Annotated in this window: 15 protein-coding genes; 6 read left to right on the top strand and 9 right to left on the bottom strand. The window is 71.8% G+C overall.

Features of this window, described 5'->3' with window-relative positions:
• Positions 1-2: 2 nt before the first annotated feature.
• Positions 3-1,124, bottom strand: a complete 1,122-nt coding sequence (locus tag OG741_RS30690) for a SchA/CurD-like domain-containing protein (protein WP_405603217.1) — start codon at positions 1,122-1,124, stop codon at positions 3-5.
• A 216-nt stretch (positions 1,125-1,340) separates the two neighbouring features.
• Between OG741_RS30690 and OG741_RS30685 the strand changes: the two genes are divergently transcribed.
• Positions 1,341-2,981, top strand: coding sequence for an FAD-dependent oxidoreductase (locus OG741_RS30685; RefSeq protein ID WP_405603215.1), 1,641 nt, complete (start codon positions 1,341-1,343; stop codon positions 2,979-2,981).
• Between the two features lie 182 nt (positions 2,982-3,163).
• Positions 3,164-5,866: a SpoIIE family protein phosphatase gene (locus tag OG741_RS30680; protein ID WP_405603214.1), complete on the top strand. Its 2,703-nt coding sequence runs from the start codon at positions 3,164-3,166 to the stop codon at positions 5,864-5,866.
• Positions 5,867-5,911: 45 nt separating this feature from the next.
• Here OG741_RS30680 and OG741_RS30675 read toward each other — a convergent pair whose 3' ends face one another.
• The 3 genes from OG741_RS30675 to OG741_RS30665 form a co-directional block, all read right to left on the bottom strand.
• Positions 5,912-6,610: a DUF1775 domain-containing protein gene (locus tag OG741_RS30675; RefSeq protein WP_405603213.1), complete on the bottom strand. Its 699-nt coding sequence runs from the start codon at positions 6,608-6,610 to the stop codon at positions 5,912-5,914.
• Positions 6,611-6,642: 32 nt separating this feature from the next.
• A complete protein-coding gene (locus OG741_RS30670) occupies positions 6,643-7,257 on the bottom strand; it encodes a hypothetical protein (protein WP_405603211.1) in 615 nt (204 codons plus the stop codon).
• A 398-nt stretch (positions 7,258-7,655) separates the two neighbouring features.
• The gene (locus tag OG741_RS30665; RefSeq protein ID WP_405603210.1) at positions 7,656-8,252 is read right to left on the bottom strand and encodes a histidine phosphatase family protein; all 597 of its coding nucleotides are present in this window, start codon (positions 8,250-8,252) and stop codon (positions 7,656-7,658) included.
• Between the two features lie 270 nt (positions 8,253-8,522).
• On the opposite strand from OG741_RS30665, the gene OG741_RS30660 reads away from it, so the two are divergent.
• On the top strand, positions 8,523-8,738 hold the full coding sequence (locus OG741_RS30660; protein WP_266482417.1) for a CbtB-domain containing protein: 216 nt from the start codon (positions 8,523-8,525) through the stop codon (positions 8,736-8,738).
• A gap of 31 nt (positions 8,739-8,769) precedes the next feature.
• Positions 8,770-9,537 carry a CbtA family protein gene (locus OG741_RS30655; protein WP_405603209.1) on the top strand — a complete coding sequence of 256 codons (768 nt, stop codon included), beginning with the start codon at positions 8,770-8,772 and terminating at the stop codon, positions 9,535-9,537.
• 94 nt (positions 9,538-9,631) lie between these two features.
• Here OG741_RS30655 and OG741_RS30650 read toward each other — a convergent pair whose 3' ends face one another.
• The 4 genes from OG741_RS30650 to OG741_RS30635 are packed head-to-tail and all read right to left on the bottom strand — an operon-like array spanning position 9,632 to position 14,857.
• Positions 9,632-10,738, bottom strand: coding sequence for a sensor histidine kinase (locus OG741_RS30650; RefSeq protein ID WP_405603208.1), 1,107 nt, complete (start codon positions 10,736-10,738; stop codon positions 9,632-9,634).
• A gap of 5 nt (positions 10,739-10,743) precedes the next feature.
• Positions 10,744-11,541 carry a response regulator transcription factor gene (locus OG741_RS30645; protein ID WP_405603206.1) on the bottom strand — a complete coding sequence of 266 codons (798 nt, stop codon included), beginning with the start codon at positions 11,539-11,541 and terminating at the stop codon, positions 10,744-10,746.
• A gap of 47 nt (positions 11,542-11,588) precedes the next feature.
• Positions 11,589-14,312 carry a LuxR C-terminal-related transcriptional regulator gene (locus OG741_RS30640; protein WP_405603205.1) on the bottom strand — a complete coding sequence of 908 codons (2,724 nt, stop codon included), beginning with the start codon at positions 14,310-14,312 and terminating at the stop codon, positions 11,589-11,591.
• Positions 14,309-14,857 (bottom strand): TetR/AcrR family transcriptional regulator, encoded by a 549-nt coding sequence (locus OG741_RS30635; RefSeq protein WP_405603204.1) that lies wholly within the window; start codon positions 14,855-14,857, stop codon positions 14,309-14,311. Before OG741_RS30635 ends, OG741_RS30640 begins: the two co-directional genes overlap by 4 nt.
• 283 nt (positions 14,858-15,140) lie before the next feature.
• Between OG741_RS30635 and OG741_RS30630 the strand changes: the two genes are divergently transcribed.
• Positions 15,141-17,723, top strand: coding sequence for a molybdopterin-dependent oxidoreductase (locus OG741_RS30630; protein ID WP_405603203.1), 2,583 nt, complete (start codon positions 15,141-15,143; stop codon positions 17,721-17,723).
• Positions 17,720-18,676, top strand: a complete 957-nt coding sequence (locus OG741_RS30625) for an FAD binding domain-containing protein (RefSeq protein ID WP_405603201.1) — start codon at positions 17,720-17,722, stop codon at positions 18,674-18,676. Before OG741_RS30630 ends, OG741_RS30625 begins: the two co-directional genes overlap by 4 nt.
• 70 nt (positions 18,677-18,746) lie before the next feature.
• Here the strand turns inward: OG741_RS30625 and OG741_RS30620 are convergent, their stop codons facing one another.
• Entirely contained in the window at positions 18,747-19,934 is a 1,188-nt protein-coding gene (locus OG741_RS30620; protein WP_405603199.1) for a YihY/virulence factor BrkB family protein, read from the bottom strand.
• Positions 19,935-19,947: the final 13 nt, after the last annotated feature.

The raw sequence follows: 19,947 nt of genomic DNA, 5'->3' as shown, positions 1-19,947 counted from the left end.
GGTCAGGACTCCGGCGGCGCGTTGCGGTCGGTGATCAGCTCCATGGCGGAGTGCTTGAGGAAGCGCGCCATCTCCTTGTCGGTCTCCGAGACGCCCTCCTCGCCGACGGCGAGCAGCCGGGCGAGCGTGGCGGCCTTGCGGGGACCGCTCATGCCGAGCGCGAGCGCGGGCTGCGCCTCGAGCTTTCCGGTCATGTCGACCAGCCGGACCACGATGTCGTCGCGCTGGAAGATCGTGCTGCTCGCGATGGGGCTGTCCGGGCTCTGTGCCGCCGCCTCGTCCTGCTTGGCGAGCAGCCGGGCCAGCGCCATGCCGCAGCCTTCCTTGGCCGGGTAGTACAGCGCGTGCCGCGTGAGCTCGGCCGAGTGCTGCCCGTCCGCCGCCACATGGTGTACGGCGGGCAGTGCGGCCCGGGTGAAGAACACCCGCGCGGAGTTGGGGTCGTTGAGGTCCCGGTCCTGCTCCAGATACGGGTTGATGGCCTCCTCCACCTCACGGACCTCGGGCTGCTTGGCCACGTGGCGCAGTGCGGCGAGAAGGTCGCCCTGCACCTCGATGGCCCGTACGACCCGGTTGCCGTGCATGAAGAGGGAGGTGCGGCGCAGCCGGGTGTGTTCGTCGACCCTGGCCGAAGGCGAGGTGTAGCCGGAAAGGATCTTCGCGACCTTCTTCTCGGTGCCCGGCTTCACCGTGAAGGTGAGGGCGTGCCGGACGATTCCGTCGCCGAGCCTGGGCGATGCCTGGAGGCGGCCCTTGAGCTCCTCGGGCGCGGAGGTGACGGTCTTTCCGGTCTCGCGCAGAACGCTGAAGCGCAGCGAGCGGGTGTCGCGTACGCAGCTGTGCAGCGGCTGGACCGTCTCGACGTGCTCCTCGCTGTTCACCCAGGCCAGGAAGGGCGGCGCGCTCTCCCACTCGCTGGTGATGAGCCACTGGGAGGGGTTCTCGATGGACTGGCACAGCTGGTCGCTGATGTGGCCGGGGACCGACGCGACCTGGTTGCGCAGGTGCTCGTACGCCTCCAGGAACTGGTTCTGTGCGCCGTCGTGGAGATCGAGCAGCAGAACGACTCGAAGCCTTGAGCCGTCGAAGGCGGACTGAGATATCCGTTCCGACAGGGTTGTCATCTCTCACACTCCTTAGCGTCACCGCGCGGGTCAACAGCCCTGCGGATACGGACGGTCCGCCTCCCGTGAGTCGGGGGCGCTCCCGAAAACGATCGTGGTCCGGTACTTCGACTGGCGCGAGAGCTGAGAACCAAGCGGGTGAATGCGCGAGGCAACCGCCGTCGCACAGGGCATGGAAAGTGCATCCCCCAAGGGCGGCAGGAGCTGGAGTTACTGATGGATGAAAACGTCGGCCAAAGCGCTGAGCGCGTGCAGGTCCTCATCGTGGGCGGGTCCCTGGTGGGCCTGTCCACCTCGGTGTTTCTGGGCCGCCACGGCGTCAGACCTCTGCTGGTCGAGAAGCATTCGGGCACTTCGACCCACCCGCGCGGCCGCGGCATGAACGTGCGCACCATGGAGCTGTTCCGGATTGCCGGGGTGGAGGCACAGATCCGGCAGGCCGCGTCGGTCCTCGCGGACAATCACGGGATCCTGCAGGCCGGATCGCTGACCGGCGACGACCAGGAGTGGCTGTTCAAGGAGATCGACCCGGGTGGCAAGCTCGCCCGGTTCAGCCCGTCCACATGGTGTCTGTGCAGCCAGAACGACATCGAGCCGCAGCTCATGGCCCGCTCGCGCGAGCAGGGAGCCGATCTGCGGTTCTCCACCGAGCTGCTCTCCTTCGAACAGGACGAGACGGGTGTCACGGCGATCGTGAAGAACCGGGAGACCGGCGACCACTCCACCATTCGGGCGGACTATCTGGTGGCGGCGGACGGGCCGCGCAGCCCGGTCAGGGAGCAGCTGAGGATCGGGCAGAGCGGCAACGGCGATCTGTTCCACAACGTGAGCATCACCTTCCGTTCCCGGGAGCTCATCGACGTACTGGGCGACAAGCGCTTCATCGTCTGCTACCTGACCAAGCCGGGAGCGGACGGCGCCCTGCTGCCGGTGGACAACGCGCAGCAGTGGGTCTTCCACGCGCCCTGGCACCCCGAGCAGGGCGAGCCCCTCGAGGACTTCACCGACGAGCGCTGCGTCGAGCACATCCGGCGGGCCGTCGGCGCGCCCGGCCTGGATGTCGAGATCACCGGCAAGGCGCCGTGGCACGCGGCGGAACGCGTGGCCGACCGGTACGGCTCCGGGCGGGTCTTCCTGGCCGGGGACTCGGCGCACGAGATGTCCCCGACCGGCGCTTTCGGCTCCAACACCGGAATCCAGGACGCCCACAACCTGGCGTGGAAGCTGGCGATGGTGCTGGACGGCTCGGCGGGTCCCGGACTGCTCGACACCTACAGCGCGGAGCGGCAGCCGGTGGCCCGGGCGACGAGCGAGCGGGCCTCGGCGCGCTCGGCGGAACACAGCCACCCGGGCTATGCCCCGGCACCCACGCAGGCCGGTGGCCCCAAGGGCGGGATCCTCTCGGTGGCCATGGGGTACGGCTATCCGCGCGGCGCGGTCCTCGGCGCCGATCCCGAGCGTCCCGTGGTGCCGGAACGGATGCGGCTGGCGGGCGACCCGGGCACCCGGTCTCCGCACATGTGGGTGAGCAGTCCCGGTGGCCGGCAGTCGACGCTTGACCTCTACGAGCGGTCGTTCGTGCTGCTGAGTGCCGAGGGCGGCGAGTGGCGTGCGGCGGCGCGGAAGGTCGCCGAGCGGCTGTCCGTGCGGCTGGACGCGTACGCGATCGGCGAGGGTCCGGACGCCGATCTGGTTCCGGAGGGTGACACCGACTGGGCCGCGTTGCACAGCGTGACGGAGCAGGGCGCGGTGCTGGTGCGCCCCGACGGCTTCGTGGCCTGGCGGTCGCCGGGAGCGGTGAGTGATCCCGAAGGGGTGCTGCACGAGGTCATGGCGACGGTGCTGAGCCGGTCCTGAGGCCGCCGAGCGCGCCCTGAACGCGTCCTGATCATCCCGCCGAGTCCCTTTGGTCGCCCGTGCGACCAAGGGGACTCGATCGTTCCGGTTACGGAATCTGTCGCGAACACGTCGCGCAGGCGGCCTTCGCGCTCTACGGTTCGCAGATAGCTCACCGTAGGCGGGAGGTGTAGAAATAGGACATGGCCGGACGCTACGGCCGCCCGCGCTCGGTTCTGAGAATGCGAACTGTCGCAGGTCAGGTCTTTCTCCTGCAGCTGGCGATCGTGGTGTTGCTGGTGGCGGCCGCCATGGTGGCGCTGGTGCTGCAGTCCAGGTCCGACAGCGAGCGCGAGGCCAAGAACCGGTCCGTCGCCGTCGCCGAGACCTTCGCCAATTCGCCGGGTATCGAAGCAGCGCTCAAGGCTGCCAACCCGACCCTCGTGCTGCAGCCGCGCGCCGAAGAGGCCCGTATCCGCTCCGGGGTCGACTTCATCGTCGTACTCAACACCGAAGGGATCCGCTACACGCATCCGCTGCCCGACCGGATCGGCAAGAAGTTCGTCGGCAATCTGCAGCCCGCGCTCGCGGGTGAGGTCACCACCGAGAAGATCATCGGGACCATCGGGCCGCTCGTCCAGGCCGTCGTCCCGGTCATCGGCTCCAACGGCAAGGTTGTCGGGCTGGTCTCCGCCGGGATCACCATCGAGCATGTCAGCGGAGTCGTCGAGGACCAGTTCCCGCTGCTGTTCGGCGCCACCGGGGCGGTGCTGCTCGTCACCACGGGCGGTACGGCGCTGGTGAGCAGGCGGCTGCGCCGCCAGACGCACGGTCTCGGGCCGCTGGAGATGACCCGCATGTACGAGCACCACGACGCGGTGCTCCATGCCGTGCGGGAAGGCGTGCTCATCGTCGGCGGCGACGGCCGGCTGCTGCTCGCCAATGACGAGGCACGACGGCTGCTCGCCCTTCCGGAGCATGTGGAAGGCGTCCCGGTCACCGAACTCGGGCTCGATCCGCTCACCGCCCGGCTGCTGGCCTCGGGGCGGACCGCCACCGACGAACTGCATCTCGTCGGCGAACGGCTGCTCGCCGTGAACCAGCGGTCGACCGACCAGGCCGGCGGGCCCCCCGGAAGCGTTGCGACCCTGCGGGACACCACCGAGCTGCAGGCCCTGAGCGGAAAGGCCGATGTGGCGCGGGGGCGGCTCAAGCTGCTGTACGACGCGGGCACCGAGATCGGCACCACGCTGGATGTGGTGCGCACCTGCGAGGAGCTGGCGGAGTTCGCGGCGGCCCGGTTCGCGGACTACGCCACCGTCGACCTGGTGGAGGCCGTTCTGCGCGGCGAGGAGCCGCCGGTCACCGGCGCGGGCACGGACATGCGCCGCACCGCCTTCAGCGGTCTGCGCGAGGACACCGCGCTCTACCCGCTGGGCAAACTTATCCGCTTCGTGCCGTCCACCCCGCTCGGCTTCGGCATCCGCATGGGCGAGGCCGTCCTGGAAGCGGATCTGTCCGCGTACACCGGATGGCAGGACCAGGACCCGGACCGGGCGCGCAAGCTCGTCGAGTACGGCATCCATTCGATGATCGCGGTGCCGCTGCGGGCCCGCGGGGTGATCCTCGGCGTGGCGATGTTCTGGCGCTCCGAGAAGCCCGAGCCGTTCGAGGAGGAGGACCTCTCACTCGCCGAGGAGCTGGTCGCGCGGGCCGCGGTGAGCGTCGACAACGCCCGCCGCTACACCCGCGAGCACACCATGGCGGTGACCCTGCAGCGCAGCCTTCTGCCCCGCGTCCTGCCCGAGCAGAACGCCCTCGACGTCGCCTACCGCTACCGGCCCGCGCAGGCCGGACTCGGCGGGCTCGGCGGCGTCGGCGGCGACTGGTTCGACATCATCCCGCTGCCCGGCGCGCGGGTCGCGCTCGTGGTGGGCGACGTCGTCGGCCACGGTCTGCACGCCGCCGCCACCATGGGCCGGCTGCGCACGGCGGTCCACAACTTCTCGACGCTGGACCTGCCGCCCGACGAGCTGCTGTGGCATCTCGACGAGCTCGTCGCCCGTATCGACCAGGACGAGGCGGGCGACGGCTCGGCGGGCTCGAACGGCTCGGACGCCTCAGTCACCGGAGCCACCTGCGTCTACGCGATCTACGACCCCGTCACCGGGATCTGCGCGATGGCGCGCGCCGGCCATCTCCAGCCGGCGATCGTCCACGCCGACGGCACCGCGGTCTTCGCCGATGTGCCCGGCGGCCCGCCGCTCGGGCTCGGCGGTCTGCCCTTCGAGACGCTGGAGCTTCAGCTGCCCGAGGACAGCCGGCTGGTGCTGTACACGGACGGCCTGGTCGAGGACCGTGACCGGGACATCGACGAGGGCCTGACGCTGCTGCGCCACACGCTGGCGGACAACGCGGACCGCACGCCGGAGGAGACTTGCGAGGCGGTGCTCAAGGCGCTGCTGCCGGCGCGCCCTCGCGACGACATCGCGCTGCTGGTGGGCCGTACGCGCGTACTGGACTCCACCAGGGTGGCCGACTGGGACGTGCCGCCCGATCCCGCGGCCGTGCGGCGCGTACGGGCCGCGGTGACGGGCAAGCTGGCCGAGTGGGAGCTGGAGGAGGAGGCGTTCACGACGGAGCTGATCCTCAGCGAGCTGGTCACCAACGCGATCCGGTACGCCACGGGCCCGATCCGGGTACGCCTGATCCGTGACCGCACCCTGATCTGCGAGGTCTCCGACCACAGCAGTACGTCCCCGCATCTGCGGCAGGCGGCGATCACGGACGAGGGGGGCCGGGGCCTGTTCCTGGTCGCGCAGTTCGCGGACCGCTGGGGCACGCGGTACACGCCCGACGGCAAGGTCATCTGGACGGAACAGCCGCTGAACTCCGGCGGGGAGTGACGCAGGGCGGGCCGGGCGAGCCGCTTGACGCGCCCGGCCCGGACATCAGGCGGAGCCGGTTCCCCGGTTGCGCCTGAACCACCAGAGGGCGAGGCCCGCGGCGACCACCACGGCGGCGACGACGATCGCGACGGTGGTTCCGTTGCCGTCGTCGTCCTTCTCGGCCGCTTTCTCGGTTGTGGAGGTGCTCGGCTCCGTCGTGGGCGCGGAGGCGGACGGGGTCGGGGTCGGGGTCGGTGCGGCCGTGCTCGCCGTCGCACCCGGCGCCGCCGGCTTCAGGGCGAGGACCGGGGCCGGGTTCTCCGGCTCCGCGCCGCCGCTCGGAAGCTCGATCCAGCGGTCCACCGAACCGTCGCCGTACGTCTCGATGGTCTTGAAGGCGAGCGACTTGGCGTCCGGCAGCTGGGTGACGGTGATGCTGTACACCGCGTCCGTGCCGGTGGCCAGCGCCTTTCCGCCGACGGTGTAGCCGCCTTCCGACGGCGTCAGCTTCCAGCCCGCGGGCGCCTTCGCGAGACTCACCGCGTCGGGCGCGATGCCCTTGGGCAGCACGATCTGGAGCTTTGCGATGCCCGACGTGTCCGACTCCGCCTCGGACGTGAACGTCAGGGTGACGTTCTTCGCCAGGGCGCGCGGGTCGGATGCGCTCACCTCGACATGGGCCGCAGCCGGTCCGGCCAGGGCGAGCACCGCGGCGAAGGCCGCCGCGGCGGCCGCGGGCAGGGTGAAGGTCCTTCTGGTCATGGGGGTCAACTCCCGTGAAACAGCACGAACGGTCAGGGGCGGAACGACAACTGCCCATGACCGGGCGGCCCCCGGCGGACGACGTCATACGCGAGGACGGCACACGCGGGCCCGCCCGGGTGCCGCCGTGGTCCGGCCGCAGCGGGCGCGCCGTCCGGGCCCTGGCACGGATGCGTAAGCCAACTTCCCGTCCAGCGCGCGACGGTGGAGCGGACCGTGGCGGCGAGCTGGCCCAACGCACGGGGGATCGCGGCCAGTTGGTCGTCCGTCTGCTGAAGCAGCACGGCGACGGCGAGGGCGGCCAGCGTGTGCGCGAAGAGCATCGGCATCGGGTGGGTCCCGTGGGCGCCGTGGTGGTCGGGTCCGGTCCGCGCCAGCAGTTCGTGGAGAACCAGCTGGGCGGCGCAGGTCGCGGCCACCACCACGCCGAGCGAACGGCGCCGCCGGGCCCAGGGCAGCGCGCCGAGAAAGACGAGGCCCGCGGCGGCCAACAGCAGCGGCCAGGCGACGGGTTCCGCTGCGGCGACATGATGACCCGCGCCGGCGAGACCCGCGCTCGCGACGCCGAACACACCGGCGCGGGCGCTCCGCACGCCCCAGCGGGTGCGCGGCGCGCGGCGAGACGGGGGGTCGAGGGTCTGCGGCATGCCGGAGCCATCATTCACGAGGCGGGGGGTTGTTCCCCACCCCGCCCCTTCCCGTAACCAAGGGGCTTCGCCCCCTGGACCCCCCGCATACGGCCTTCGGCCGCATGTCCTCAATCGCCGGACGGGCTGAATGTGCGGCCCAGCCGCACATATCAGCCCCGCCGGCGATTGAGGCGTGGTCCCGGACGCGACATTCAGCCCCGTGGGGGTCCCCCCGGACGAAGTCTGGGGGAGTTTGAGGCGCGGGGGTCCGGGGGCGGAGCCCCCGCAAGGGGTCCGGGGCGGAGCCCCGGTGGGGGCTGGGGACTTGCCCCCAGTTCGGGATGGGGGTACCTCCCACGGCCGCCAGGCCGTAGGGGGAGGGCGGGTCGGGGAACAGCCCCGCCGCAGGCGCACCCTCAGCCCGAGTCCGCGCCCAAAGACCTCCCGCACCGCAGGTTCCACCGCCCCGCCCGCCCGCTCAGTTCCGTCAGCGTCAGCGGTGCGACGTCCAGCCTCCAGAACGCCTCCGCGGGCAGCGACAGCGCGTGCACGACCGCCGCCCGTGCCACCGCCGGTTCGACGACCGCCAGCACCCGCCCGGCGTCGTCCGGCAGCGACCGCAGCCAGCCGCCCACCCGTTCGCACAGCGCCAGCAGCGACTCGCCGCCGTGCGGCGCGGCCGCCGGGTCGGTCAGCCAGGCCGACACCGCCTCCGGTTCGCTGGCGCCGACCTCGTCCAGCCGCCGCCCCCGCCAGCGCCCCATGTCCCAGTCGCCGAGTTCCCCCAGGACCTCGGCGGGAGGTGCCGCCGCCCCCAACTCCGCGGCCGTCTCCCGGCAGCGCCGGGAGGGCCCGCTCAGGAACCGGTCCGCCCTCGCCACCACACCCGCCGCGGCCCGCGCGCGCCGCGCTCCCGCCTCGTCCAGCGGACCGCCGTCACCGTCGCCGTCGAAGCGGGCCTCCCGCAGTGCCGCACTTGTCGCAGGTGAGACCAACATCACCCGTACCGTCATCCCGTACGCCCTTCTCCCGCCGCGGCCCATGGCCCAAGCACATCACGGGTGTTGGGGCGCCCCGTTACGCCCCCGTGCGCCGTAGCGTCGCAGGCCGACAAGCGGTACGGTCGCGTGGACATGACGACGGTGTGACGGAAGTCCGGTGAGAATCCGGCACGGTCGCGCCACTGTGAACCCGTTCCCCTGTGGGAAGCGCGGGAAGTCAGACCCAGCACCTTCGTCTGAGGCACCACGATCGGGACGCGTGTTCCCCCAGGAGGTTCTGCCATGGCACATTCTGCCGCGCCCGCCACCGCCGCACCGGCCATCACCCCCATCTCTCTGACGGCGATCGCTCCGTGGGCGCTGTTCTTCGGCGTTCTGATGCTCGTCCTGCTCTACTTCGTCGGCGCCGAGCAGGGAGCCACCTCGCTCATCTCCGGTGAGAACGTGCACGAGTGGGTCCATGACGGACGCCATCTGCTCGGCTTCCCCTGCCACTGATTCCCCTGCCACTGAAATCTAGGGGAACCTCATGAACTCCATTTCTGTCAGAGCCCTGCTCGTCCGCGGCATGCTCGCGGGCCTGATCGCGGGCGTCTTCGCGATGGCCGTCGCCTATCTGCTCGGCGAGGGTCCGGTCGATGCCGCCATCGCGTTCGAGGAGAGCCACGCCCATGAGCACGGCGGCGAGGAACTCGTCAGCCGCACCATGCAGTCCACGGGCGGTCTCGCCACGGGTGTGCTGGTCTTCGGCGTCGCGATCGGCGGCATTGCCGCCCTCGCGTACTGTTTCGCGCTCGGCCGCATCGGCCGGTTCGGCCCGCGTGCCACGGCCGCGCTGGTCTCGCTCGGCGCGCTGCTGAGCGTGTACGTCGTGCCGTATCTGAAGTACCCGCCGAATCCGCCCGCCGTCGGCGACCCCGACACCATCGGCAAGCGGACGACGCTGTACTTCCTGATGATCCTGCTCAGCGTCCTGCTCTCGATCGCCGCCGTGATCCTCGGCAAGCGCCTGGCCCCCAGGCTGGGCAACTGGAACGCGACCGTCGCCGCCGCGGCCGCGTTCGTCGTCGCCGCCGGGGTCGCGTTCGCCTTCCTGCCCTCGTTCAACGAGGTACCGAAGGGCTTCCCGGCCTCGGTGGTCTGGGAGTTCCGACTGGCGACGCTCGCGATCCAGGTCACGGTCTGGACCGTCTTCGGACTGGTCTTCGGCCACTTCGCCGAGCGGCTTCTCGCTCCTGCGCCCGCAGCGGCGGAGGGGAAGAGCACGGCGTCGCCGGCGCCGGCCGCAGCGAACTGACCCACCGGGGCTCCGCCCCGGACCTCGCATCTCAAAGGCCGGACGGGCTGAATTCTCAGCCCGTCCGGCCTTTGACGACAACGCCCCACACGACCTACGCCGCGGGCAGCGACACCTCGAAGCGGCAGCCGCCGGTCACATTGTGTACGTCGGCCTTGCCCGCGTGCGCCTCGACGATGCCGCGGACGATGGCGAGGCCGAGACCCGCGCCCGCCGGGGGCGTACGAGCTTGGGTGCCGCGCCACCCGGTGTCGAAGACCCGCGGCAGGTCCTCCTCCGGGATGCCGCCGCAGCCGTCGGTGACGGAGAGGACCACCCAGTCCTCGCGGCGTTCGGCGGCGACGGCGACCGTGCCGTCGGCGGGTGTCCGGCGGATGGCGTTGACCAGGAGGTTGGCCAGGACACGGGTCATCTCCTTGCCGTCCACCTCGACCGGGACCTGCTCGACCATGTCCCCGACGAGCCGTACGCCGTGTTCGCGGGCCAGCGGGTCGGCACCGGCCAGCGCCTCCCCCACCAGGTCGTACACCGACATCCGGGTGGGTGTCAGGGCCAGTGTGCCCGCGTGGATGCGCGAGAGCTCGAAGAGGTCGCCGACCATGGAGTTGAGGCGGTCGACCTCGGTGCGCATCTGGCGGTGGTAGCGGGCCGGGTCGGCGACCATCCCGTCCTCCAGGGCCTCGGACATGGCGCGAAGTCCGGCGAGCGGGGTGCGCAGATCGTGCGAGATCCAGGCGACGAGTTCGCGACGGGAGGTCTCCAGGGCGCGTTCGCGCTCGCGGGACGCGGCGAGCCGGTCGCTGGTGGCGGCCAGTTCGCGGCTGAGCGCGGCCAGTTCCGCGGTGGAGGTGCCGTCGGGGGCGGAGAAGGAGCCGCCGTCGCCGAACGAGCGTGCCGCCAGGGTGAGTTCACGGCTCCGCGCGACGACCCAGCGGCCGAGCAGCAGTGCGGTGGCGAGCGAGACGACCGCCGCCATGGCGACGACCGTGGTGACGACGGTGAGGTCGTGCGGGGACAGGAACATCGCCTGGGCGACGGCGAGCGTCCCGGCGAGCATGGCGGTGACCGCGACGGCGGCGACGACGGTGAGCGAGACGGCGACGGACCGGTGGCGCAGCAGACGCAGGGCCAGCGCCCCGAGCAGACCGCTGGCGGCGGCCCCGAGGAAGGCGAACAGGGCGATGAGAAGCATGTCGTTCATGGTGGTCAGGCCTCTTCTCGCGGCAGCGCGCCGCGGTCCTGCGGCACCTCTTCGCGCGGACCGTCTTGCCGCGGCACGTCTTCCGGCGGACCGCCATCCCCCCGTACCTCTTCCCGCGGCACGTCGAAGCGGTAGCCCACGCCCCACACCGTCTGGATCAGCCGGGGCCTGGCCGGATCGTCCTCGATCTTGCCGCGCAGCCGCCGTACATGGACCGTCACGGTGGACAGGTCGCCGAACTCCCAGCCCCACACGTCCTGCATCAGCCGCTCCCGGCCGATCGCCTCGCCGGGGTGCCGCATCAGATGCGCGAGCAAGTCGAACTCCCGCAGGGTCAGGCCCAGTTCACGCCCGTCCTTGGTGGCGCGCCGGGCCGCCGGGTCCAGCACGATGCCCGCGGCGGTCAGCTCGGGCCCTGTCCGCCGTTCGCCGACGGCGCCCCTGCGCCGCAGTACGGACTCGACCCTCAGCACCAGCTCGCGCGGGCTGAACGGCTTGGTCACATAGTCGTCCGCCCCGATTTCGAGCCCGAGGATCCGGTCGTCCTCGTCGCCGCGGGCGGTCAGCATGATCACCGGAACGTTGGCGGAGGAACCGGCCCTGAGCCTGCGGCACACCTCCAGGCCGTCCATCCCCGGCAGCATCAGATCGAGGACGACCAGATCGGGCAGCCGGTCGGCGGCGATCCGCAGCGCCTGCAGCCCGTCGGCGGCCCGGTCCACGGTGAAGCCCGCGCGCTGCAGATAGCCGGTGACGACTTCGGCGACGGTCGGATCGTCGTCGACGACGAGAATGTTGTGCATACCGCAAGTGTGCTCTGTGCCGCCAGCGGTCCGGGCCCCGGTCCCCCTTACGAATCTGTGACGCCCCGGGAAAAGCCCATGTGCCCGACGACATCCGATTCGTCCGCCTGAACACGTCGATCGAGGGCGGTGGCGAGTTCGCGGCGGGTGGTGACGCCGAGTTTGGCGTAGGCGTGCTGGAGGTGGTTGTTGACGGTGCGCACCGACAGCTGCAGCCCGTCGGCGATGTCCTTGCTGCGGGTGCCGACGGCGGCGAGGAGAGCGACTTCGCGTTCGCGGGCGGTGAGCGCGGCGGTGGGCGCCGCGGCGGTCAGCAGAGCGGTACGCGCGTTCTCGCAGCGGCCGGCGATGGCGGCGGCCCGGCCGGCGGCAGCGGTGGCACGGCGGGACCGGCCGGCGTGTTGCCACGCGGAAGCGGCTGCCGCGGCCGCTTCGGCGGCCGGCAGGTCGGCACCGGCCTGCTCGAATACGGCGGCGACGGCGAGGAGTTGGTCGGGGGCGTCGGCGGCCAGGGCGGCGGCCAGGCGGGCGCCGGCGCGGGTGAGGGCGCTGTCACTGTGCCGGGCGAGTTCGGACAGCCGCCCGGAAACCTCCTTGGCGCCGCCGAGACGGGCGATGTCCGTGAGCAGGATGGCCTCAGGGGTGACCAGGCCGGCGGCGCGGGCGCGCCGGGCCGCGCCGGTCAGGACGGTGCGGGCCTGGGCGAAGTGTCCCCGGGCGGCATGCAGCCAGGCCTCTCCCAGGAGCTCCTCGCCCGCGAAGACGTCCGGCCACAGGCAGTCCCGGGCCTCGGCACAGGCCTGTTCGGCCGCGTCGAGGTCGCCGAGTACCGCCGCGCAGGCCGCCAGGCCGCTCAGCGCCGGGCCGAGCGGTCTGATGTGCTGGTGCGTACGGGCCAGCGCGGCGGCCTCGGCGTACCAGCGGCGCGCGCTCGCCGGATGCCCGGCCAGCCACTCGGTGCGGCCCAGACTGAAGGCCAGCCAGATCTGGTGGACGGGAGTCGTGCTGGCCCCGGCCAGTTCCGCGTATCCGCGCAGGCCCGCCTCACGGGCTTCGGCCAGCCGTCCGAGGCTGCTCAGAGCATGGTTCACCAAGGTGAGCTGGACTGCCGGGTGGGGACTGAGGGTCTGGTGGCCGACCGAGAGATGGGCGGCGTGGGCGCGTTCGGCCCAGGCCACCGCGTCGCCGGTGCGGCCGACCAGTTCAAGCCCGAGCGGTTTCATCATGGCGCCGGTGAGCCAGGCCACCGGGTCCGGAGCCTGGTGGATGTCTTCCTCCAGGTCCTCCAGCAGGGCCAGCCCACGGGCGGGCTCGCCCGAGGCGATCCGCATGGACCCCTCGTTGTGGTCCAGCATCCGCAGGCCGTCCGCGGTCGTGACCCGGGCGCGGGCGGCGTCATTGACCTTCAGTGCCTCGTCCGGCTGCGCGGCTCCCCAGAAGAGATTGAAGCTCCGCGCCATCGCGACGGCCAGCTGGTCCTGCTCGCCCGTGGTATCCGCGGCGGCGTAGGCCAGTACGGCTTCGGCCCGCTGCGGATCCCCCAGCTCGAAGTACGTCTCGCCCAGCATCAGCCGGGTGGCGGTGGTGTGATGCTCTTCGGGCAGGGCCACCAGCAGCAGGCCGGCCTGCCTGTAATCGTGGGCGTACCGGGCCTGCGCCGCCGCCCGGACCAGCATCGCCGGATCGGCCGTGCCGGTCGCCGCCAGCCGCCAGGACGCGACGTGCAGTGCGTCGTCACGGCGCTTCAGCCCGCGCGCCTCGACCCGCGCCGCCTGCCGGCACAGCAATTCCCGCCGCCGCAGCACCGGCAGCTCCGCCCGCAGCACCTCCCCGTACAGCCGATGTGCCAGCGTCACCGATGTGCGGCGTCCGTCCAGCCCCGCGCGCACCAGACCGGCGGACTCCAGACCGGCCACCACCGCGGGCGACGCGGCCTGCTCCGCATCGGCCAGTGGCAGCGGCTCGCACAGCGCCAGCAGTTCCAGTACGGGACGTGCCGCGGCACCGGCGGCGGCCAGCCGAGCGCCGATCAGCTCGGCCAGCCGTGCTGTCCCCCGGACCGGCCCCCGCTCCAGCTGCCAGATCTCCCCGTCGCTGACGAGGGCACCCCGCTCGAGCGCCCCGGTGACCAACTCCCGCAGATACAGCGCATTGCCGCCGCAGGCCTCGTGCAACTCCCGTACTGCCCACTGGGCCACGGGACCACCCAGCACCGCCCCCAGCAGCTCCTCGGCCTCGCCACGGTCCAGCTCCGCCAGCTCCACGCGCCACACCGCGTCCCCGCGGCACAGCGCGTCCACCGCCTCCCCCACCGGCGCGCCGGTACACAAGGTCCCGAGGAGTCGCACCACACCCGCATCCATCAACTGCCGCAGCAGCACCGCGGAGGCGGCATCCAGCAGGTGCAGGTCATCGATCAGCAGCACCAGCGCTCGTGCGTCCGGTCCGGCCAACCGCCGCGCCACCGCCGCGAAGCCGACCACCGGATCCGACAGATCCACCCCCGCCGGCACCAGATGCGCGATCGCGCCCAAGGGCACCGCCCCCGCGGCGGCACTCGCCGTCGCGCGCGCAACCCGGAACCCCGCCCCCTCCGCCCGCGCCAGACACTCCTCCACCAGCCGCGACTTGCCCACACCCGCCGACCCGGCCACCACGAATCCCCGGCACCGCCGGTCGGCCAGCCCGCGGGCGAACAGCTCCAACTGCCCGCCCCGGCCCACGAACACATCCGTGAAGCCGGGCGCTGTCACCGGGCCGGCCATCGTCATGGGCCGTCTTCCCCGGTGAGTCCGACGATGAGGGCGTCGGCGGCGGGGCGCAGCAGCACGGCGGCCTCGGGCGTCAGTTCCAGCCCCCGGACGAGGGCGATGGCGATGTCGGCGGCCTGGGCCGGGGTCACGGTCCGGGTGCCGGCCGTCGCGAAAGCCTCGGCGAGCAATGCGTGCAGGTCCTTGGTGAACTGCTGCACGATCGGCCCGCACAGCCGGTCGGCGGCATCGATCAGCTCCGCGGCGTGCGGAGAGTCCTCGACGACCTTCTGGAAGAGGCCGAGCTTGACCCCGAGGATCCCCTGGACGCGTTCGCGGGCGGTGCCGTCGGCGGCCGCGGCCTCTCTGGCCCGGACCAGCGCCTGGCCGTGCAGGCGCTCGGCGAGCCGCCGGAAGGCGTCGTCCTTGTTGCGTACGTACTGATAGACGGCGGCGCGGGACATGCCCGCCGCCTTGGCTATGTCCTCCATGGTCGCGCGGCGCACACCGTGCTTGGTGAAGGTCTCGTATGCCGCGTCGAGTACCTGGTCGAGTCGGGAGCTCACACTGACACTCTATGCACGAAACGTCAGAATGCTCAAGGCGCTGGACGGTACGGGCGACCGCGAGGGGTGCCCGGTTTCGCCGACGAGCGGCCGCGCGATCGCGACGGTTTACTGGCGGGAGGAGCTGATCGGAGCCGCGCGCCAGAGCGAAATGAGCAAAAGTTACTCATCCCGTCGCGCCCCCGAACCACCACAGTGGTCCCGACTGCAACAAGCGGGCCGCGCGGCAGCGGCAGGCCGAAGAGCCACTTCTCCCCTCCCAGATCTTTCAAGGACTTTGCCCATGGATGTCACGGTCAATGGATCCGCCCGTCAGGTCGGAGATGAAGCGGACGCCACCGCGGTCCAGCTCCTGCGCGAGACGCTGGGTCTGACGGGGACCAAGCTGGTCTGCGGGGCGGGCGTGTGCGGGGCGTGCACCGTGCACGTCGACGGTGTCCCCACGGTGGCGTGCCTGACCCCGGCGTCGGCCCTGGAGGGCGCGTCCGTCACCACCGTGGAAGGTCTGCACGGCAAGCACCCTGTGCAGAGGGCGTTCGCCGCCCATGACGCGCTGCAGTGCGGCTACTGCACGCCCGGTTTCGTCATGGAGGCGACGAGCTTCGTGGACCGCTGGCGGGCCGAGCACGGCGACACCGCCCCGTCGCGGGCCGAGATCGCCTCCGCGCTGGCGGGACACCTGTGCCGCTGTGGCGCGTACGAGGGGATCTACGCCGCCGTCGCCGCGGCCTGTACCGGCGCCCACGACACCGATGACGCTCCGCCACCCCGCGTGGAGGCGATGGCGAAGATCAACGGCACAGCGCTGTACACGACGGATGTCCACATGGACGGCCTCCTCGAAGGGGTCATCGTCCGCTCCCGGCACCCGCACGCCCGGGTCACGTCGGTGACGGGCGGCGACCGGGTGGTCGATCTCCTGCCCGCCGACCGTACGGTCCGCTACGTCGGCCAGCCGATCGCCGCCGTGGCCGCCGAGAGCCTGCCCGCGGCCCAGGCCGCCGCCGAGCGGGTACAGGTGGCCTACGAGGTACTGCCGGGTGTCGTGGACCTGCACCGCGCCGAGCTCCCGGACAGTCCCGTGGTCTATCCCACCAAGCAGGAGCGGAAGCAGGCTCCCAGCTCGTCCGAGGGGCTTTCGATTCCCGCGAGGTGGCACGGGAACATACGGGGCCCGGTGCCGATGAACTGGCGCAGCGGCCTCGCCGTCAAGAGGATCGAGCAGGCCCGTGAGCAGGGCGAGGACCGGCTGGTCCAGGCCACGTTCACCGCCGAACCACAGGTGCACACCCCATTGGAGCCGCACGCGTGCCTGGCTTCGTGGGACAAGCGCGGCGAGCTTCATCTCTGGGTATCCACCCAGGCCGTCGGCGTGGTCGCCGAGCGGGCCGCCGAGCGATTCGGTCTGAAGCCCGGGCAGGTGCATGTCTCCGCGGAGCACGTCGGAGGCGGCTTCGGTTCGAAGCTCACCCTGACCAGCGAGATCGTCGCCGCGGCGGAACTGGCCCGGCGCCATGCCGCCCCGGTGCGGGTCGTCCTGGGCCGGGCCGAGGAACTCACCGACGGCGGTTACCGGCCCGGCGCCCGGGCCGAGATCGCCATGCTCACCGACGCCGACGGGAAGCTGGCCGCGCTGACCCTTGATGTGCACGGAGACGGCGGCACCTCCATCGGCTCGGGGGTGGCCGCGCTGGGCCGGTTCATGTACGGGCACGCCCCGCGGCGGCTCAGGGACTACGACATCGTCACCCACCGGCCTCCCGCCACCCCGTTCCGCGGGCCGGGCGGACCGCCGCTGGCCTGGGTCCTGGAGCAGACCGTCGACGAAATGGCCCACCGCATCGGGGAGGATCCCATCGCGCTGCGCCACCGCTGGGACGGCAACTCCAAGCGGCGGGCCCTGTACGACCGGGCAGCGGCTCTTCCGATGTGGACCGGGCGGCCCGCCGCCGGTTCCCAGACCGGTCGCTTCCGGCGCGGTGTGGGCGTCGCCGCCGCCAACTGGATGTACTTCCTCGACCGCGGCACGCAGATCGAGCTCACCGTCGAGGACGGCATCGTGGTCGCCCGGACGACCACCCAGGACATGGGCCAGGGCTCCCGGTCCGTCATCGCGGATGTGATCGTCTCCGAACTGGGCCTGCCGCCGGGGCGGGTCCGGGTGGAAATCGGCAGGACCGGGACCGTCCACGGGCCCGCTTCGGGCGGCAGCCGCACCACCCCCTCCATCGGCCCGGCCGCCCGTGACGCGGCCGTTCGCCTGCGTTCCGCGCTGGCCGACAAGGCCGAATCGCGCGGCACCGGCGGATCACTGGAGCAGCGTCTCGCCGACGCCGAGGGCCTTCGGGTGGTCGGCCGCCGTCCACGGGACCGCCGTGGCTATGTCACGCCCGTGGAACTCGACCACCTGGTCGTCGGCCGGGGGTTCAGCGGCGCCGTCCATGTCACCGAGGTCGAGGTCGACACCCGCCTCGGCCGGACACGGGTCACGCGCGTGTGGGGCGGGATCGCCGCCGGCCACATCTACTCGCCGGTGCTGGCCCGCAGCCAGTGCCAGGGCGGTGTCATCCAAGGCATCGGGTACGCCCTGTACGAGGAGCGCATCACCGACCCGCTGACCGGTGTCGTGCTGAGCGACAACCTCGAGGACTACCGCATCCCCGGCATCGGCGACATCCCCGAGATCGACATCCACTTCCACGAGGCGGGCTTCGAGCACGCCGACGGCGGCGGGGTCGGCCTGGGAGAGGTCTCCACGATGCCGGTAGCGGCAGCCATCGGCAATGCCGTCCACGCCGCCACCGGGTGGCGCCCCCACCATCTGCCGATCCGCCCGGACCGCCTCCTGGAAGGACTGCGCCCGTGAACCAGCCCCTCACTCTCGACGAGGCCGCGGCGGTCGTCGCCGACAACGGCGGAGAACTGCGCGCCGGTGGCACCGACACCGTCGCCCGCCGGCGTGGCGGAGTCACGCGCGGCGCGTCCGTCCAGATTCCCCTGCTTCCCGCCCTGCGGGGCATCACCCGCCAGGCCGAAGGGACCACGCGGATAGGCGCGTTGACCGGTGTGGCCGAACTCGCCGAGGACCCCTGGCTTCAGGCGGACTACCCGGCCCTGACGATGACCGCGGGCGCCCTGGCCACACCGCAGATCCGTAGCGCAGGCACCCTGGGCGGCAATCTGCTCCAGCACAACCGCTGCTGGTACTACCGCAATCCGCACTTCAGTTGCTACCGCGACGGCGGCGACGGCTGTCCGGCGCGCACCGGGGTCCACCTGCACGCCGCGGTGATCGACCAAGGCCCCTGCATCGCACCGCACCCCTCGTCGATCGCGATCGCCCTGCTCAGCTACGACGCCCAGGTCGACGTTCACGAACGGGGAACCCTCCCCGTGGCGGAACTGTACGGTGACGGATCCGACCCCACCCGAGACCATCTGCTCGCCCCGCAGCAGATCCTCACCGCCGTCACCCTACCGGCTCCCGTCCCCGGCGAACGTGCCGCGTACAACCGGGCCATCAGCCGCGCCAAGGCGGAATGGCCACTCGTCGAAGCGGTGGCCCGCGTGATCGTCTCCGACGGCATCGTCACCACGGTCGCCGTCGCCGCGGGCGGCATCGCCCACACCCCGCTGCGGCTGCCGGACGTCGAGGATGCCCTTCTCGGGCGCGAGCCGACCCCCGAGAACCTGTTCACCGCCGCGACCGCGGCCACTGAACACTGCTCACCGCTGCCGCAGACCCGCTACAAGGTGGAGCTGCTTCGCGACACCGTGCTCGACGTGCTCGAAACGGCGATCCGGGCCGGGACCACCTGACATCAGGGCCGGTTGACGCGGGGACGCACCCCTGGGTGTCAGGTCCGGCTACCGCCCGGCCGGACAGAACCTAGTCCTTGTTCTCCTTGTCGCGGCTGTCCCGCCCGTTGTCCCGGCCCGTGTGCAGCCGGGACCTCACGTCGTCGGGCGGCAGGAAGCGCGACCACCGTTCGGGGAACTCCGAGGGCATGTCCCCGCCGCCTCCCCCGTCCCCCTCGCCGTCTTCGTCCTCCTCGTCGTCCTCGCCGTCGTCATTGAAGACATGCGCCGCCTTCGCCCGTGCCACGAGCTCCGCCGCGTTGGCCGCGCGCAGCCGCTCGTTGGCCGCGCGGGCCGCCGCCGTGGCAACCGACGGCCAGACGCGGTCGATCGCGGCGTTGACCGCCGCGCCCACCAGGACCGCGAAGGCGGTGAGGCCGATCCAGAGCAGGACGGCGATGGGGGCCGCGAGCGAGCCGTAGATCGTGGGGCCCTCGACCGTGCTGGTGAGGTAGATACGCAGCAGGAAGCTGCCGAGCACCCACATCCCCAGCGCCACCAGCGCGCCCGGGACGTCCTCGATCCACGGGGAGCGGACGGGGACGGACACGTGGTAGAGCGTGGTCAGGAAGGCGACCGAGAGCAGGGTGACCACCGGCCAGTACAGGACGCTGACCACTTCCGTGCCCCACGGGACGAGCTCCACCACCCGGTCAGGGCCGACGACCGCCAGGGGGAGCACCACCGCGCCGATCAGCAGGGCGACGATGTAGAGCAGGAAGGCGAGCAGCCGGGTGGCGACGATGCCGCGCTGGCCGTCGAGGCCGTACATCACGGTGATCGTGTCGATGAAGACGTTGACCGCCCGCGATCCCGACCACAGGGCGATGGCGAAGCCGATGGAGATGATGTCCGGCCGGCCGCCGTGGGTGACGTCCTCCAGCAGGGGCTTGGCGATCTCGTTGACGCCACGCTGGGACAGCACCGTGCCCACGGCGTCCAGGATGTTCTCCTCGATCGAGGCGACGGTCGTGGTGTCGGTCCAGTCGTCGACGTAGCCGAGGAGACCGATCATGCCGAGCAGCAGCGGCGGCAGCGACAGCAGGGTGAAGAACGCCGCCTCGGCGGCGAGGCCGAGGATGCGGTACTCGATGCACGAATTGACCGTGTCTTTCAGCAGCAGCCATGCCATCTTCCGCTTCGAGACGTTGCGGTAGAGGACCCGGGCCCGGTGGAGTCGGCCCGATGGCCGCTCGGGTGTTTCGTTTGCTGCCTGCACCTCCTTACCGTAG

The organism is Streptomyces sp. NBC_01410 (assembly GCF_045040195.1).
Lineage (GTDB): Bacteria > Actinomycetota > Actinomycetes > Streptomycetales > Streptomycetaceae > Streptomyces.
Note: the sequence above shows the minus strand (reverse complement) of the source record. Positions and strands in the feature narration are given on the sequence as shown.